Below are 15,028 nucleotides of genomic sequence, written 5' to 3'. Positions count from 1 at the left end.
GCGATCAGGCCGGGAGGACGGCCTCGATCGCGGCGGTCAGCTCGGCCGACTCCGGGTCGACCCGGGGGCGGATCCGGGCGGCGACGGTGCCGTCCGGCGAGACCAGGAACTTCTCGAAGTTCCAGGAGACGTCCCCGGCCTCGCCCTCGGCGTCGGCGACCTGGGTCAGCTGCGCGTACAGCGGGTGCCGGTCGTCGCCGTTGACGTCGAGCTTCTCGAACAGCGGGAAGGTGACGCCGTAGGTGGTCGAGCAGAAGGTCTGGATCTCCTCCGCGCTGCCCGGCTCCTGCCCGGCGAACTGGTTGCAGGGGAAGCCCAGCACGGTGAAGCCGCGCGCGGCGTACCGCTGCTGGAGCTTCTCCAGGCCGGTGTACTGCGGGGTCAGGCCGCACTTGGAGGCGACGTTGACGATCAGCAGGGCCTTGCCCTTGTGGTCGCCCAGCGAGGTGGGCTCGCCGGCGAGGGTGCGCAGCGGGATGTCGTACAGGCTCACGGTGGTGGTCCTTTCGGCAGGTCGGCAGCGGGTTATCGCCCGGGCACACGGTAGCGGCCCCGGACGGGTCAACCGTGCCGGCACCGCCGGTGTTCCGGAGGCGCGAGGGTGCGGGGGCGTGCGGAGCGGCTCGTACGCCCCCGCGCGGCGGCTCAGAGAGCGAGCGGCCTGATCGCCGTCGGCGCGTGCTCGGGGAGGGTGGCGAGGTCCTCGAACTCGTTGACCTTGTCGATGTCGGTGCCGCTCATCGCGATGTTGGTGACCCGCTCCAGGATCGCCTCGACCACGACCGGGACGCGGAACTCGGCGGCCAGCTTCTTGGCCTCCTCGAAGGCCGGCAGCAGCCCCTCCGGCTCGGTGACCCGGATCGCCTTGCAGCCCAGGCCCTCGGCGACCTTGACGTGGTCCACGCCGTAGACGCCCAGCTCGGGCGCGTTGATGTTCTCGAACTCCAGCTTGACCTGGAAGTCGATGTCGAAGTTGCGCTGCGCCTGGCGGATCAGGCCGAGGTAGGAGTTGTTGACCAGCACGTGGATGTACGGGATCCGGTGCTGGGCGCCGACCGCCAGCTCCTCGATCATGAACTGGAAGTCGTAGTCGCCGGAGAGCGCGACGACCTGCCCCTCGGGGTCGGCGGTGGCGACGCCCAGCGCGGCCGGGATGGTCCAGCCCAGCGGGCCGGCCTGGCCGCAGTTGATCCAGTGCCGCGGCTTGTAGACGTGCAGCATCTGCGCGCCGGCGATCTGGGACAGGCCGATGGTGGTGACGTAGCGGGTCTCCGGTCCGAAGGCCCGGTTCATCTCCTCGTAGACGCGCTGCGGCTTCAGCGGCACGTTGTCGAAGTGGGTCCGGCGCTGGAGCGTGGCCTTGCGCTCCTGGGTGGCGGCCGCCCACGCGCTGCGGTCCTTGAGCTGCCCGGCGGCCTTGAGCTCCCCGGCGACCCGGACGAAGAGCTCCAGCGCGGCCTTGGCGTCGGAGGCGATGCCGAGGTCGGGGGCGAAGATCCTGCCGATCTGGGTGGGCTCGACGTCGACGTGGACGAAGGTGCGGCCCGCGGTGTAGACGTCCAGGCCGCCGGTGTGGCGGTTGGCCCACCGGTTGCCGATGCCGAGGACGAAGTCGGAGGCGAGGAAGTTCTCGTTGCCGTAGCGGTGCGAGGTCTGGAGGCCGACCATGCCGGCGTTCAGCTCGTGGTCGTCCGGGACGATGCCCCAGCCCATCAGGGTCGGGATCACCGGGACTCCGGTGAGTTCGGCGAACTCCAGCAGCAGCGCGGAGGCGTCCGCGTTGATGACGCCGCCGCCGGCCACGATCAGCGGGCGCTCCGAGCGCTGGAGCAGCGCGATGGCCTTCTCGATCTGGATCCGGTTGGCGGCGGGCTTGTAGACCGGGAGCGGCTGGTAGGCCTCGGGGTCGAAGTCGATCTCGGTCAGCTGGACGTCGATCGGCAGGTCGATCAGGACCGGGCCCGGACGGCCGGAGCGCATCAGGTGGAAGGCCTGCTGGAACACGCCGGGGACCTGGGCGGCCTCCAGCACGGTGGTGGCGGCCTTGGTGACCGGCTTGGCGATCGAGGCGATGTCGACGGCCTGGAAGTCCTCCTTGTGCAGCCGGGCGACGGGGGCCTGGCCGGTGATGCACAGGATCGGGACGGAGTCGGCGATCGCCGAGTACAGGCCGGTGATCATGTCGGTGCCGGCGGGGCCGGAGGTGCCGATGCACACACCGATGTTGCCGGCCTTGGCGCGGGTGTAGCCCTCGGCCATGTGGGAGGCGCCCTCGACGTGGCGGGCCAGCGTGTGGCTGATGCCGCCGGAGGCCTTGAGGGCGGCGTAGAACGGGTTGATGGCTGCGCCGGGCACGCCGAACGCGACCTCAACGCCTTCGAGCTTGAGGATCTCCACGGCCGCGCGGGCGGCTGTCATACGAGGCATCGGGTCTCTCCTGCGTCGGCCCGCAGTGGCTCGGAGGGCTCATCTCCTGAATTCCACCATACGGAAGAACGGTTTCTGTATGTGGAAACAAGGTAGGGCGGGCCTCGTCGGGGCGTCAAGGGGGACTTCAACAGAATGTGGAAGCCCGGCCGGGGGTGTGCCGGCGGCGGAGAGTTCGCACGTCAGGACGGCAACCGCGCTGGTGTACGCGGGGAAGCGGACGCTCCGGGCCGGGAAGCGCACCCGGTGTGCAGTGCCGGTGAAGGGTCGGTGTCCGGGGTCGGCCTGCCCTGCCACCCTGGGTACCGTCGGTGCCACGCCGGGCCCGTGACGTCCAACTGAGGCCGCGGCAGGGGGGTTTGGGGGAGCGGGTCCGCCCGGACGTGCGGCCGCGCCGCCGTCGCCGCTGCCACCACCACCGCCGGCGCTGCCACCGCCGTGCCGGGGTCCCTTCCCCACGTCGCACCCCTGGCCCGCACCGGGCCGCGCACCGCCCTGCCCAGCCCCGCAGTCCACCCTGCCCGATGCCGCACCCTGCCCCGCACCGCAACGGCGTGCCCGCAGCGGCGGGCGCGCGGAAGGAGCGTCCCCGTGCGCTGCTGTACCCCCACCCTCACCCCCACGCCCACCCTCACCCCTACCCCCGCCCCCACCCGCACCCCGGCGGTGACCGGGTGACCCGGCCGCCCCACCGGAGCGAGGGCCCGCCGGGTCGCCCCCGGAAGGACGCCCCGCCGGGCCGGCCCCGGTCCCCGTTCCGGCCGCCGACCGCCGTCCTGCGCGCCGTCCCCTGGCGCCACGACCTGCCCGCCTCGCTGGTGGTGTTCCTGGTGGCCCTGCCGCTCTGCGTCGGGGTGGCCGTCGCCTCCGGCGTCCCGGCCGAACTCGGGCTGGTCACCGGCATCGTCGGCGGCCTGGTGGTCGGCGCCCTGCCCGGCAGCAGCCTCCAGGTCAGCGGCCCCGCCGCCGGGCTGACCGTCCTGGTCGCCGACGCCGTCCGGGAGTTCGGCGTCGGCGCGCTCGGCCTGCTGGTGCTCGGCACCGGCCTGCTGCAACTGCTGATGGGCCTCCTGCGGCTCGGCCGCTGGTTCCGGGCGATGTCCGCCTCGGTGGTGCACGGCATGCTGGCCGGCATCGGCCTGACCCTGGTGTTCGGCCAGCTCTACGCGCTCGCCGACCGCCGCGCCCCCGCGACCGGACCGGAGAAGATCGCCGGACTGCCCGCCCTGTTCAAGGACGTCCTCACCGCCGCCGCCACCCCGAGCGCGGTCGCCCTCGGCCTGGGCACCCTGCTGGTGCTGGTCGGCTGGACGTACCTGCCGGAGCGCGCCGCCCGGGCCGTCCCCGCGCCGCTGGCCGCCGTCGGACTGGCCGCCGCCGTCACCGCCGCCGCCGACCTGCCGGTGGCCCGGGTCCGGGTGGCCGACCTGCTCGACGTCGTGCAACTGCCCGACCGCGCCTCGCTCGGCGCGCTGGCCGGCACCGCCGGGATCGGCACGGTCGTCGCCTTCACCCTGATCGCCTCGGCCGAGACGCTGTTCAGCGCCGCCGCCGTCGACCGGATGCACCACGGCCCGCGCACCGACTACGACCGCGAACTCACCGCCCAGGGCATCGGCAACACCGTCTGCGGACTGCTCGGCGCGCTGCCGATGACCGCGGTGATCGTCCGCAGCGCGACCAACGTCCAGGCCGGTGCCCGGACCAAGGCCTCCCGCGTCCTGCACGGCTGCTGGCTGCTGCTGTTCACGGCGCTGCTGCCCGGCGCGCTCGGGCTGGTCCCGCTCACCGCGCTCGCCGCCGTCCTGGTCCACGCCGGCGCCAAGCTCGTCCCGCTGCGCCGGATCGCCGCACTCTGCCGCGGCCACCGGGGGGAGGCGCTGATCCTCGTGGTGACGGCGGTCGCGATCATCGCCACCGACCTGTTCGAGGGGGTGCTGATCGGCATCGGCCTGGCGGTGGTCAAGTCCGCCTGGCAGACCTCGCACCTGCAGATCCTGGTGGAGGAGCAGGTGCTGCCGTCCGGCGAGGCCCTGCACCGGGTGCGGCTGAGCGGCAACGCCACCTTCCTGCGGCTGCCCCGGCTGCTGGACACCCTGGAACGCCTGCCGGCCGACCGGGCGGTGGAGCTGGACTGGTCCGGGCTGCGCCACCTGGACCACGCCTGCGCGGTCGCCCTCGCCTCCTGGGCCGCCCAGCACCGGGCCCGCTCCACCGCGTCCCTGGCGGTCGAACCGCCGCTGCCCTCGGTGGCCTGAGCGGCTCGCGGGCGAAGCAGGGCCTAGCCTGGTCGCCGGTCCGGGAAGGTCCGGGCCGGTGACCAGTGCCGTCGACGCAAGGAGCGCAGAGCCGTGATCGCAGCCTTTTCGGTGACCCCGCTGGGGATCGGCGAGGACGTGGGGGAGGCGGTGGCCGCCGCCGTCCGGGTGGTCCGGGCGAGCGGGCTGCCGAACCGCACGGACGCGATGTTCACCAGCATCGAGGGGGAGTGGGACGAGGTGATGCCGGTGATCCGGGAGGCGGTCGAGGCGGTGAAGCGCTACAGCGACCGGGTCAGCACGGTCATCAAGATCGACGACCGGGCCGGGGTCACCGACGGCCTCACCGCCAAGGTCGCCTCGGTGGAACGGCACCTCGCGACGGGCTGAGGTCAGCCCGTCGAGGTCGGCTGGGCGGCCGGTTCGACCGCCCCGGCCGCGGGCCGGCGGGCGAGCAGCCGGTCCAGGGCGAACGGGCCGGAGCCGAGCGCGGCGATGGCCAGGAAGGCCCAGCAGAACATGACCGAGGCCTCGCCGCCGTTCTGCAGCGGCAGCAGTGCGTGCTCCTGGTGGACGGTGAAGTAGGCGTAGGCCATCGAGCCGGAGCAGAGCAGGGCGGCCGTCCTGGTGCCGGCGCCGAGCAGGACCAGGATGCCGCCGACCAGTTGGATCAGTGCGGCCCACCAGCCGGGCCACTGGCCGAGCGGGACGGTGCCGCCGCCCTTGGTGCCGCCGAGGACGCCGAAGAGCGCGGCGGCGCCGTGGCAGGCGAAGAGCAGGCCGACGACGATCCGAAAGGCTGTCAGGACCAGGGGCCTGGCGGCCTCGGCCGCCTGGCGGGGGTTGTTGGGGACGGGTGCGGACATGGGGGACTCCTCCTGTGGGGGTAAGGAGGGATGGGGCGGCAAGGGTAGCCTTGGTCTAGTCCACTTGGCAATGCTCCGTCAGATAACCGGTCTGGACCAATGATCGGCCTTTCTTGACCGATCGTTCCCGAAAGGGCTAGGGTCTGCGACATGGCGCGAACGAAGGAATTCGACCCGGACGCGGCGCTGCAGGCGGCCCTGGAGCTGTTCTGGCAGCGCGGCTACGAGGCCACCTCGATGGCCGACCTGGTCGAAGGGCTGGGCATCGCCCGGGCCAGCATCTACGCGACCTTCGGCAGCAAGCACGAGCTGTACCTGCGCGCGCTGGAGCGGTACGCCGAGCAGACCGACCCGGTGCTGCTGGCCGAACTGTCCCAGCCCGGTCCGGTCCTGCCGGCCGTGCGGGCGATGGTGCGCCGGTACGCGGCGGAGTCGGCCGGGGAGGGTCGGGAGCGCGGCTGCTTCGTCACCAACACCGCCGTCGAGCTCGCCCCGCACGACACCTCGGCGGCCCGCCGGGTGGGCGCCAGCCTGGCCCATCTGGAGGCGGTGCTGACCGCCGCCCTGGTGCGCGCCGGGGCGCAGGGCGAACTGCCCGCCGAGCGGGAGCCCCGGGCGCTCGCCCGGATGCTGATGGTGCTGATGCAGGGCATGCGGGTGATGGGCAAGACCGCCGACGGCGCGGCCCGGGTGGGGGACGCCGCCGAGCAGGCGCTGCTGCTGCTGGGGCCGGGCTGACGGCCGGGCCCGCCGAGGACGGCCGAACCGCCATGGACGGCCGAACCGGCGCCCGGCCGACAGGGTCGGGCGAGGGTCCTTTGCTGTCCTTATTCTGGACCGAGCGTTCTTAAAAGGGGGAGGGGGTTTGTCATGAGTGTCGCCACGGGGAGTCGGTTCGGATTCGCACTGCTGGGCGTCGTACAGGCGGTGCTGGTCTTCACGATCACGATCCTCACCGTGCCGTTGCCGCTGGTGGCCCGGGAGTTCGGGCTCGGCCCGTCCGGGGTGCTGCTGCTGAGCGCCTCCTACGGGCTCACCTTCAGCTCCCTGCTGCTCCTCGGCGGTCGGCTGACCGACCGTCACGGTGGGCGCCGGGTCCTGCGGACGGGCCTCGCGGTGCTCGGCGCCGCCTCCATCGCCTGCGCTCTGGCGCCCGGCTACCCGGTCCTGCTCGCGAGCCGCCTCCTCCAGGGCGCCGGCGCGGCCCTCGCCGCCCCGGCGGCGGTCGCGGTGGTGCGGGTGCTGTACCCCGCGGCCGCCGACTACCGGCGGGCGATGGCCACCTGGGGCGGTCTCTCGGTGCTCGGCGCCACCGCCGGCAGCGTGCTGTCCGGCGCGGTCGCCGCCGTGGTGTCCTGGCGCTGGCTGTTCGCGGTGCCCGTCCTGGTCGCCCTGGCCGGCCTCGCCCGCTCCCGCTCGCTGCCCTCCGCGGAGCCCGCCGGGCGCCGCCCGGCCCTGGACCTGCGCGGTGCGGCCCTCGCCACCGCCGGTATCTGCGCGGCGAGTTACGCCCTGGTGGCGTCCACCGAGCACGGCTGGGCCGACCCCGAGGTGTACGGACCGCTGCTCGCCGGGCTCGTCCTGCTGCTCGCCTTCGCCGCCGCCGAACGGCGCGCCGCCGACCCGCTGCTGCCGCCCGGGTTCCTCGCCGACCGGCGCCGTGCCACCGCGCTCGCCACCGTCATGGTGACGGCCGCCGGCACCGCGCTGACCTTCGTCCTGCTCTCGCTCTACCTCCAGCAGCAGCGCGGCTGGAGCGCCGCCGCCACCTCCGCCGCCTTCCTGCCCTACGCGGCCGCCCTGCTGCTGTCCGGCCGCCTGGCCGGCCCGCTGACCGTCCGGTACGGGCCGGGGCCGGTCACCGCGGGCGGCCTCGCCGCGGCGGGCGGCGGACTCGGCCTGCTGGCCGGGCTCGCCCCCGACAGCGGGTACCCGCTGGGGCTGCTGCCCGGACTGCTCCTGCTGCCCGCCGGGGCCGCCGCGGCATTCGCCGGAGCGGCCGTCCTCGCCACCGGCGGGGTGGCCCCCGAACGGACCGGCCTGGCCGCGGGCGTGTTCAACACGGCCATGGAACTCGGCCCCACCGGGGGCCTGGCCGCCCTGATGGCGCTCGCCGCCACCCGCCCGAGCGTCGTCGGCGGCTACGCCGTGGCCTTCGCGGCAGCGGCCGTGGGGCTGGCACTCACCGCCGTGGCGGTCGCCGCCCTCCCCCGAACCACCACCGACGCACCAGAGCGCACCACTCGAATCAAGGAGTCCACCTCATGACCACGCGTTTCGCCGACAAGTCCGTCCTGGTCACCGGCGGCGGCAGCGGCATCGGCCGGGCCATCGCGCTCGCCTTCGCCCGGGAGGGCGCCCGGGTCGCGGTCGCCGGCCGCAGCGCCGCCCCGCTCGCCGAGACCGTCGAGCTGATCGAGCAGGCCGGCGGCAAGGCGGTCGTGCTGACCGGTGACGTGACGAAGGGCGAGGACGCCGCCCGGCTGGTCCGCGAGGCCGTCGAGCGGTTCGGCGGCCTGGACGTCGCCGTCAACAACGCCGGGGTGTTCGGTGCCGCCGGCCCGGTCGCCGACATCGACGAGGCCGAGTGGCGCTGGGTGTTCGACGTCAACGTCACCGGCACCCTGCTCGCGATGAAGCACCAGATCGGCCACATGCGGGCGCACGGCGGCGGCGCGATCGTCAACGTCTCCTCCAACCTGGGCGTCCACCGGCGGGTCCGCGGCGCCGCGGCCTACCTCGCCAGCAAGGCCGCCGTCACCGCGCTGACCCGCACCGCCGCCCTCGACCACATCGCCGAGGGCGTGCGGATCAACACGGTGAGCCCCGGCGCGGTGGACACCCCGATGTCCAGCCGCCCCGGCGAGAACGCCGCCGACAAGAGCGAGCGGATGAGGTCCGAGGTCCCGGTCGGCCGGGCGGGCGCGGTGGAGGAGATCGCCGCCGCCGTGCTCTACCTCGCCTCGGACGAGGCGGGCTACACCGTCGGCTCCGACCTGGTGCTGGACGGCGGCTCCAGCGCCTGACCCGGCTGGGGACGGCTCAACGGCTGCACGGGGTTCAGCCGTTGAGCCGCCCGCGGCTACAGCGCGTCCAACGCTTCCTCGGTGCGCGCCCGGGCGTTCATGAAGGCGCCCTCGACCACCAGGACCAGCACGTCCGGCCCGGCGAACCAGCGGCAGTCGCGGCCGAGCGGGGGCAACTCGGCCAGCCCGTCGGGCAGCTCGTCGTCCTCCATGAAGACGATCAGATCGTCGTCCTCCATCAGCTTCTCCGTCATCGCCATCACCGCGGCCGCCGTCGAGAAGCGCTCCTCCCAGGGCTCCCACCGCTCCTGCGACTTGTCCGCCAGGTCCGGCCGGACCACCGTCGGCGGGTCCTCCCGGCCGAGGTCCGCCAGCAGGACGCCCCAGTGCGCGCAGCCCTGGTTCTCCTCCCGGTAGACCAGGGCGCCGTCCATCAGGAACAGCTCGTCCGGCGTCAGCAGCACGTCCTGGTTGCTGGTCAGGTCCGCGCGCCGGCCGAACAGCCGGTACGTCTCGCGCAGCGCCGCCGGCAGCCGCAGCCCGAGCCGCCGCTCGGCCGCGTCGAGCTCCTCGTCCGAGAAGCCGTCCGCCGGCCCCAGCGGCTCGCCCCAGTACGCGGCGAAGCCCCGGACGAGCGTCCAGGCGCCCGCACGGCTGTGCAAGGTTTCGGCCATTGCGGCCCGTATGTCGAATCCCGTTTCGTCCACCCGCGCACCGTACGGCACCCCTCCGACAGCCCGGTGAACCCCGTGGCAGCCCGGCAGGGAGCCCGTCCGGGCACGATCGGCCGAATCTGACGCGAACGCGTAATCCCGGTGACACTCGTTGATCACCGGGAGGTTTCCGCCGCGTCGTGTGGGCAAGACACGGTTTCGGCCGGAACCGACATCACGAAAGGCGGACGCGCGAAAGATGCCGACCGCACCGCACACCGGGCCCCTCGCGGGCCGCCGCCCACCACCGCAGCGGCGGGGGCGCTGGGGCGAACACGGGTTGGCCTGGGCCTTCCTGCTCCCCTCCCTGGTGGTCTTCGTCCTCTTCATCGGCTACCCGCTGGGTCGGACGATCTACCTGAGCGGACACGCCAACGACCTCTTCGGAGCACCCTCCCGCTACGTCGGGATGAAGCACTACACCGACCTGCTGACCTCCGCCGACTTCGGCCGCACCCTCGTCACCACGGGGCTGTTCACCCTGATCACCGTGGTGCCGGGAGTGCTCGGCGCGCTGGTGCTGGTGCTGCTGCTGGAGAACCGGATCCGGGGCGTGCGGCTGCTGCGCTCCGCCTTCGCGCTGCCCTTCGCCTTCTCGGTGGCCAGTGCCTCCGTGGTCTTCGCGGTGTTCTTCAACCCCGCCAGCGGGGTGCTCAACGGCCTGTTGTCGCAGGTCGGACTCGGCCCGGTCGGCTGGCTGACCGACTCCCGGTACGCGCTGCTGTCGGTGGCCGTCACCACGGTGTGGATGAACCTCGGCTACAACGTGCTGGTGCTCTCCGCGGGCATCGGCTCGATCCCGGGGGAGGTCGTCGAGGCGGCCCGGATCGACGGCGCGTCCGGCCTGCGGCTGGCCCGCTCGATCACCGTCCCGATGCTCGGTCCGAACCTGTTCTTCCTGACCGTGGTCTCCACCGTCCACGCGCTGCAGAGCTTCGGTCAGATCCACATCCTCACCAAGGGCGGGCCGGACGGCTCCACCCGGACCCTCGTCTACTCCGTCTACGAGAAGGCCTTCGCCTACGGCTCCAGCGACTTCGGCACGGCCAGTGCCCAGGCCGTGGTGCTGCTCGTGGTCGTCCTCGCCTGCACGGCCGTCCAGTTCGGCGTCCTGGAGCGGAAGGTGCACTACGCGTGAGTACTCTCGCCACCACGGACGACGAGGCCCGGGCCGAGGCGCCCCGCCCCCGCCCGCGCACCCGCGTCCTCGCCGGGCGCTCCCCGCGCGACCTGCTCGGCCGGGCCGCCGTCTACCTGCTGCTCGCCGTCGCCGTCGTGACCGTGGCCTTCCCGGTGTACTACGCGGTCGCCGGCGCCTTCATGGGACCGTCCGAACTCTCCTCCTACCCGCCCGCGCTGGTGCCGCACTCGGTCACCGGCCGGAACTTCTCCGGCGCCGTGGACGCGATCCCGCTGGTCCGCCAGTACGCCAACTCGGCGATCGTGGCCACCGCCATCACCGCGGCCCAGCTGTTCACCTCGATCCTGGCCGCGTACGCCTTCGTCTTCCTGCCGCTGAAGGCGCGGGCCGCGGTGTTCGGGGTGTTCCTGGCGACGCTGATGGTCCCGTGGGAGGCCATCATCATCCCCAACTACCTGACGCTGTCCGGCTGGGGGCTCGGCAACACCTACTTCGGCCTGGTGCTGCCCTTCCTCGCCTCCGGCTTCGGCACCTTCATGCTGCGGCAGGCCTTCCGCCAGTTGCCGGGCGAACTGCGCGACGCCGCCCGGATCGACGGCGCCGGCCACTGGCGCTTCCTGTGGCGGATCGTCGTCCCACTCAACAAGCCCGCGCTCGCGGCGCTGTCGATCTACGTCTTCCTGTCGGCCTGGAACCAGTACTTCTGGCCGCTGATCATCACCCGCACGGCGAACATGCAGACCCTCCAGATCGGTCTCACCTCGCTGCGCGACTCGGAGATGGCCGACCCCGGGCTGATCCTGGCCGGCGTCGTGCTCTCCCTGCTGCCCACCCTCGCCCTGGTCGTCTTCGGCCAGCGCTTCATCGTCCGCGGGCTGACCGCGGGCGCGGTGCGCTGACCCGCCGGTGCGCCGGCCCGCCGGTCCGTCCTCCCGGATCCGGCCCTTCCTCCCGAAAGAGAGAACCCTCGTGAAGATGAGTGCACGCGCGCTCGCGGCCCTGATGGTGGCCGGCCTGTCCCTGACCGCCTGTAGCTCCGGCGGCTCCGGCTCGGCCTCCGGCGGCTCCTCCGACGCCGCCGCGCCCGGCGCCCAGGCGCTCGACCAGGCCTCCGGTGTCACCTCGGTCGAGTTCTGGCACTCGATGACCGGCAAGAACGCCGAGGTGCTCACCGGGCTGGTCAACCAGTTCAACGCCGCGCACCAGGGCAAGATCGAGGTCAAGCCGCAGTTCCAGGGCAAGTACGACGAGCTGGTCACCAAGTACAAGGCCTCGGTGCAGCAGAAGGGCACCCCCGCCCTGGTGCAGGTCTACGACATCGGCACCCGGTTCATGATCGACTCCAAGCAGGCCGTCCCCGCCCAGGCCTTCGCGGACAAGGACGGCTACGCGCTGGACGACCTGGACGCCAACATCCGCAACTACTACTCGGTCGGCGGCAAGCTCCAGTCGATGCCGTTCAACTCCTCGATGCCGCTGCTCTACCTGAACAGCGACGCCTTCAAGGAGGCCGGCCTCGACCCGGCCCAGCCGCCCAAGGACCTCAACGAGCTGGGCGAGCTGGCGAAGAAGCTGACCAAGAAGGACGCCGACGGCAAGACCGTCCGGTACGGCTTCGGTGCCGCCATCTACGGCTGGTTCGTCGAGCAGCTGCTGGCCGAGTCCGGCACGATGTACTGCGACAACGACAACGGCCGCGGCAACAAGGCGGGCAAGGTCGTGTTCGACTCCGCCCAGGGCGCGCAGATCGTCCAGTGGTGGGCCGACCTGGTCAAGGGCGGCTACGCGGCCAACACCGGCCGCACCACCGACGACGCCCAGGCCGCCTTCAAGGCCGGTACGGTCGCGATGCACCTGGAGTCCACCGGTGTGCTGCGCGGCTACACCGAGGCGGCGAAGTTCACCGTCGGCACCGCGGCCTTCCCGAAGGTCACCGCCGCCGACCAGGGCGGCCCGGTGATCGGCGGCGCCTCGCTGTGGATCAGCGGCCCCGGCCACTCGGACGCCGAGAAGCGCGCCGCCTGGGAGTTCGAGAAGTTCGTGGCGGCCCCCGAGCAGCAGGCCGTCTGGCACACCGGCACCGGCTACTTCCCGGTCAACACGAAGTCCCTGGACGACCCCAAGGACAAGGAGTGGGTGGCCAAGTACCCGCAGTTCCAGACCGCCATCGACCAGCTGAAGGCCACCAAGCCCACCCCGGCCACCGCCGGCTGCCTGCTCGGCGTGATGCCCCAGGCCCGCAAGGGCGTGGAGACCGCGATCGAGCAGACCATCGCCGGCAGCAAGCCCGCCCAGCAGGCCCTGGCCGACGCGGCCAAGGAGCTCCAGCCGGCGATCGAGAGCTACAACAGCTCGGTCGGCTGACCCGCCCCGCCCTCCGGTACGGCCCCGGTGCGGCCGTGACGACGGCCCGCCCCGCGCAGCACGCGCGGGGCGGGCCGTCGTCCGTCACGCCGAGAGCGCCTCGGGGTGCTCACCGTCCGCCGGCAGCGCGCAGGCGCCGGCCAGCTCGTCCAAGGAGAGGTCGAGTGCGAAGGCCAGTGCCACGATGGTGAAGAACGACGGCGTCGGCGCCCGGCCGGTCTCGATCTTGCGCAGCGTCTCCGCCGAGACGCCGGCCACCGCCGCCACCTCGACCATGCTGCGCTCGCCACGCGCCTCGCGCAGCAGCGCGCCGAAGCGCTCCCCGCGCTCGCGCTCCCACGGGGTCAGCGGAGTCCTCACCATGGCGCCGAGTGTAGTGGGTGTCCCGCGGATCCCCGCCGGGTCGGCCGGGTCCGCCGGGGCCCACCGGACGGGCCCGGGCGGCCGGTCCGCGGCCCGTCCTACTGCGCGGGCCAGTTCGGGAGCTCCGCCGGGCCGCCCGGGCGGTCGGCGTTCAGGGCCAGGCAGAGGATGACGACGGTGCTCCGGCGCTCCTCGCTGTAGGAGCCGAAGACGTCCTCCGGCTCCGTGTCGCACGCGTGCTTGGCGTCGCCGTCGTGGACGACCTTGGTGACCTTGAAGTCCGCGGTGGGCTTGGTGCAGGCCACCAGCTCCATCTTGGGCTTGGAGCCGCTGCCGCCGAGGTCGTGCACGCAGTCGCCGGCCTTGGCGGCCTCGGGCTCGGACTTGCTCATGTAGTTGGAGACCAGCAGGCCTCCGGACATCAGCGCGACCAGGAGGAGCGGGCCCCCCACGCGGGTGGCGATCCGGCGCAGCCGCGTGGGCCCGGCGGGGGCGGGGGGTTCGGTGCCTGCGGGCTCCTGGGCGAGCGGCTCGGCAGGCTTGGGGGTCTCGTCGACGGGGGTGGTCGGCGGGGTCGTCACGTGGATTCCTCATGGTCAGATCATCGGATTGCGCCGCCGAACACTAGCGGATCACGGACCCCTCGGGCGCCACGTATTCCCTGGTCGGCCGCGGGCGCCGCCGCCGTCCCCTCCTGCGCCCCCGTTTCCCGCCCGGCGGAGCGGATGATGCTCGTCCACCAACGAGCGTGATACAAATACCGGTATAAGAATTGGATCCAGGGGAGTGGTTCACCATGGTCGAAATCAAGTCGGACGCCGCCCTCGCCGCGATGCGCGAGGCCGGGCGAGTGGTCGCGGACGCGCTGGCCGCCGTGCGGGAAGCGGCGGCGGTGGGCGTCGGCCTGACGGAGCTGGACGAGGTGGCGCGGGGCGTGCTCAAGGCGGCCGGGGCGACCTCGCCGTTCCTGGGCTACCGCCCGTCCTTCGCGCCCGTCCCCTTCCCCGCCGTCATCTGTGCCTCCGTCAACGACGCCATCGTGCACGGCATCCCGAACGGCTACCGGCTGCGCGACGGCGACCTGGTCAGCATCGACTGCGGCGCCATCCTGGACGGTTGGGCCGGCGACGCGGCCGTGAGCTTCACCGTCGGCACCGCCCGTCCCGAGGACACCGCGCTGATCGACGCCAACCGGCGCGCCCTGGAGGCCGGCATCGCGGCCGCCGTGGTCGGCAACCGGACCGGCGACATCGCCCACGCCATCGGCGGGGTCATCCGCGCCGGCCGGTACGGCACGCCGGAGGGCTTCGGCGGCCACGGCATCGGCCGCAGCATGCACGAGGACCCGCACGTGTCCAACACCGGCCGCCCGGGCCGGGGTTACCCGCTGCGCCCGGGCCTGGTGCTGGCCATCGAGCCGATGCTCACGGCCGGCGGCCGGGACGACTACGACACCGACCCGGACGGCTGGACCCTGCGCACCACCGACGGCTCACGCGCCAGCCACCTGGAGCACACCGTCGCCATCACCGAGGACGGACCGCGCATCCTCACCCTGCGCTGACCGTCCCGCACCCGCCCCGGGCGCCCGTTGCCGCCTTCCGGGCAGCCCGACAGGGCGTGTCTGACAATTCCCGCCGGGCGTGCGACGCCGGGGCACGCACCTCGCCGCGTTGTCGTCAGTCGCCGATGCTCCGCATGGACTCCCTCCTCCGCCTTGCGATGCACGCACCCCAACGCCGCCCGCTGATCCGACGCGAATTGTCAGACACGCCCTAGTGTCCTGAGTCGGGAATTCGCTTCAGATATCCGGCGAGGCGTTCGAGGATCTCGTCGGCGGTCTTGGTCCACACGTAGGGCTTCGGGTCGG

General features: G+C 73.0%; 15 protein-coding genes. 9 read left to right on the top strand and 6 right to left on the bottom strand.

Going from position 1 to position 15,028, the window contains the following annotated elements; translation table 11 throughout:
- Window positions 1–4 precede the first annotated feature (4 nt).
- Together ACFQ6N_RS26975 and gcl are read right to left on the bottom strand one after the other, a co-directional pair.
- A complete protein-coding gene (locus tag ACFQ6N_RS26975; RefSeq protein ID WP_380654117.1) occupies window positions 5–493 on the bottom strand; it encodes a glutathione peroxidase in 489 nt (162 codons plus the stop codon).
- 152 nt (window positions 494–645) lie between these two features.
- Window positions 646–2,427, bottom strand: coding sequence for a glyoxylate carboligase (gcl, locus tag ACFQ6N_RS26970; RefSeq protein WP_380654115.1), 1,782 nt, complete (start codon window positions 2,425–2,427; stop codon window positions 646–648).
- 776 nt (window positions 2,428–3,203) lie between these two features.
- Between gcl and ACFQ6N_RS26965 the strand changes: the two genes are divergently transcribed.
- A complete protein-coding gene (locus tag ACFQ6N_RS26965; protein WP_380654217.1) occupies window positions 3,204–4,685 on the top strand; it encodes a SulP family inorganic anion transporter in 1,482 nt (493 codons plus the stop codon).
- A gap of 93 nt (window positions 4,686–4,778) precedes the next feature.
- A complete protein-coding gene (locus ACFQ6N_RS26960; RefSeq protein ID WP_380654113.1) occupies window positions 4,779–5,075 on the top strand; it encodes an MTH1187 family thiamine-binding protein in 297 nt (98 codons plus the stop codon).
- 2 nt (window positions 5,076–5,077) lie between these two features.
- On the opposite strand, the gene ACFQ6N_RS26955 is transcribed toward ACFQ6N_RS26960, so the two are convergent.
- Window positions 5,078–5,551: a DoxX family protein gene (locus tag ACFQ6N_RS26955; RefSeq protein ID WP_380654111.1), complete on the bottom strand. Its 474-nt coding sequence runs from the start codon at window positions 5,549–5,551 to the stop codon at window positions 5,078–5,080.
- 150 nt (window positions 5,552–5,701) lie between these two features.
- On the opposite strand from ACFQ6N_RS26955, the gene ACFQ6N_RS26950 reads away from it, so the two are divergent.
- From ACFQ6N_RS26950 to ACFQ6N_RS26940, 3 genes are all read left to right on the top strand, one after another.
- On the top strand, window positions 5,702–6,289 hold the full coding sequence (locus tag ACFQ6N_RS26950; RefSeq protein WP_380654108.1) for a TetR/AcrR family transcriptional regulator: 588 nt from the start codon (window positions 5,702–5,704) through the stop codon (window positions 6,287–6,289).
- A gap of 132 nt (window positions 6,290–6,421) precedes the next feature.
- Window positions 6,422–7,819, top strand: coding sequence for an MFS transporter (locus ACFQ6N_RS26945; RefSeq protein ID WP_380654105.1), 1,398 nt, complete (start codon window positions 6,422–6,424; stop codon window positions 7,817–7,819).
- A complete protein-coding gene (locus tag ACFQ6N_RS26940) occupies window positions 7,816–8,577 on the top strand; it encodes an SDR family NAD(P)-dependent oxidoreductase (RefSeq protein WP_380654102.1) in 762 nt (253 codons plus the stop codon). The genes ACFQ6N_RS26945 and ACFQ6N_RS26940 overlap by 4 nt, the downstream gene beginning before the upstream one ends.
- Window positions 8,578–8,633: 56 nt before the next feature.
- Here ACFQ6N_RS26940 and ACFQ6N_RS26935 read toward each other — a convergent pair whose 3' ends face one another.
- Window positions 8,634–9,251 (bottom strand): SMI1/KNR4 family protein, encoded by a 618-nt coding sequence (locus ACFQ6N_RS26935; protein ID WP_380654099.1) that lies wholly within the window; start codon window positions 9,249–9,251, stop codon window positions 8,634–8,636.
- A gap of 238 nt (window positions 9,252–9,489) precedes the next feature.
- Here ACFQ6N_RS26935 and ACFQ6N_RS26930 point away from each other — a divergent pair, with 238 nt between their 5' ends.
- The 3 genes from ACFQ6N_RS26930 to ACFQ6N_RS26920 all read left to right on the top strand — a co-directional run bounded on the left by ACFQ6N_RS26930 (window position 9,490) and on the right by ACFQ6N_RS26920 (window position 12,795).
- On the top strand, window positions 9,490–10,428 hold the full coding sequence (locus ACFQ6N_RS26930; protein WP_380654096.1) for a carbohydrate ABC transporter permease: 939 nt from the start codon (window positions 9,490–9,492) through the stop codon (window positions 10,426–10,428).
- The gene (locus ACFQ6N_RS26925; RefSeq protein ID WP_380654093.1) at window positions 10,425–11,330 is read left to right on the top strand and encodes a carbohydrate ABC transporter permease; all 906 of its coding nucleotides are present in this window, start codon (window positions 10,425–10,427) and stop codon (window positions 11,328–11,330) included. The genes ACFQ6N_RS26930 and ACFQ6N_RS26925 overlap by 4 nt, the downstream gene beginning before the upstream one ends.
- A 76-nt stretch (window positions 11,331–11,406) precedes the next feature.
- On the top strand, window positions 11,407–12,795 hold the full coding sequence (locus tag ACFQ6N_RS26920; RefSeq protein ID WP_380654091.1) for an ABC transporter substrate-binding protein: 1,389 nt from the start codon (window positions 11,407–11,409) through the stop codon (window positions 12,793–12,795).
- A gap of 84 nt (window positions 12,796–12,879) precedes the next feature.
- Here ACFQ6N_RS26920 and ACFQ6N_RS26915 read toward each other — a convergent pair whose 3' ends face one another.
- Window positions 12,880–13,158: a helix-turn-helix domain-containing protein gene (locus ACFQ6N_RS26915; protein WP_380654088.1), complete on the bottom strand. Its 279-nt coding sequence runs from the start codon at window positions 13,156–13,158 to the stop codon at window positions 12,880–12,882.
- 98 nt (window positions 13,159–13,256) lie between these two features.
- Window positions 13,257–13,739, bottom strand: a complete 483-nt coding sequence (locus tag ACFQ6N_RS26910; protein ID WP_380654085.1) for a hypothetical protein — start codon at window positions 13,737–13,739, stop codon at window positions 13,257–13,259.
- A gap of 215 nt (window positions 13,740–13,954) precedes the next feature.
- Between ACFQ6N_RS26910 and map the strand changes: the two genes are divergently transcribed.
- Complete coding sequence (gene map / locus ACFQ6N_RS26905) at window positions 13,955–14,722, top strand: type I methionyl aminopeptidase (RefSeq protein ID WP_380654082.1); 768 nt, start codon at window positions 13,955–13,957, stop codon at window positions 14,720–14,722.
- Window positions 14,723–15,028: the final 306 nt, after the last annotated feature.

The sequence above is a fragment of the Kitasatospora sp. NPDC056446 genome (genome assembly GCF_042796115.1).
In the GTDB taxonomy this organism is placed as follows: Bacteria; Actinomycetota; Actinomycetes; order Streptomycetales; family Streptomycetaceae; genus Kitasatospora.
This window is presented reverse-complemented; position numbering and strand designations above follow the sequence as displayed.

Excerpts from the sequence above, each read along its gene's own strand:
- gcl (WP_380654115.1), bottom strand. The coding sequence starts at position 2,427 with ATGCCTCGTATGACAGCCGCCCGCGCGGCCGTGGAGATCCTCAAGCTC.
- ACFQ6N_RS26955 (WP_380654111.1), bottom strand. The coding sequence starts at position 5,551 with ATGTCCGCACCCGTCCCCAACAACCCCCGCCAGGCGGCCGAGGCCGCC.
- ACFQ6N_RS26950 (WP_380654108.1), top strand. The coding sequence starts at position 5,702 with ATGGCGCGAACGAAGGAATTCGACCCGGACGCGGCGCTGCAGGCGGCC.
- ACFQ6N_RS26945 (WP_380654105.1), top strand. The coding sequence starts at position 6,422 with ATGAGTGTCGCCACGGGGAGTCGGTTCGGATTCGCACTGCTGGGCGTC.
- ACFQ6N_RS26940 (WP_380654102.1), top strand. The coding sequence starts at position 7,816 with ATGACCACGCGTTTCGCCGACAAGTCCGTCCTGGTCACCGGCGGCGGC.
- ACFQ6N_RS26935 (WP_380654099.1), bottom strand. The coding sequence starts at position 9,251 with ATGGCCGAAACCTTGCACAGCCGTGCGGGCGCCTGGACGCTCGTCCGG.
- ACFQ6N_RS26930 (WP_380654096.1), top strand. The coding sequence starts at position 9,490 with ATGCCGACCGCACCGCACACCGGGCCCCTCGCGGGCCGCCGCCCACCA.
- ACFQ6N_RS26920 (WP_380654091.1), top strand. The coding sequence starts at position 11,407 with ATGAGTGCACGCGCGCTCGCGGCCCTGATGGTGGCCGGCCTGTCCCTG.
- ACFQ6N_RS26915 (WP_380654088.1), bottom strand. The coding sequence starts at position 13,158 with ATGGTGAGGACTCCGCTGACCCCGTGGGAGCGCGAGCGCGGGGAGCGC.
- map (WP_380654082.1), top strand. The coding sequence starts at position 13,955 with ATGGTCGAAATCAAGTCGGACGCCGCCCTCGCCGCGATGCGCGAGGCC.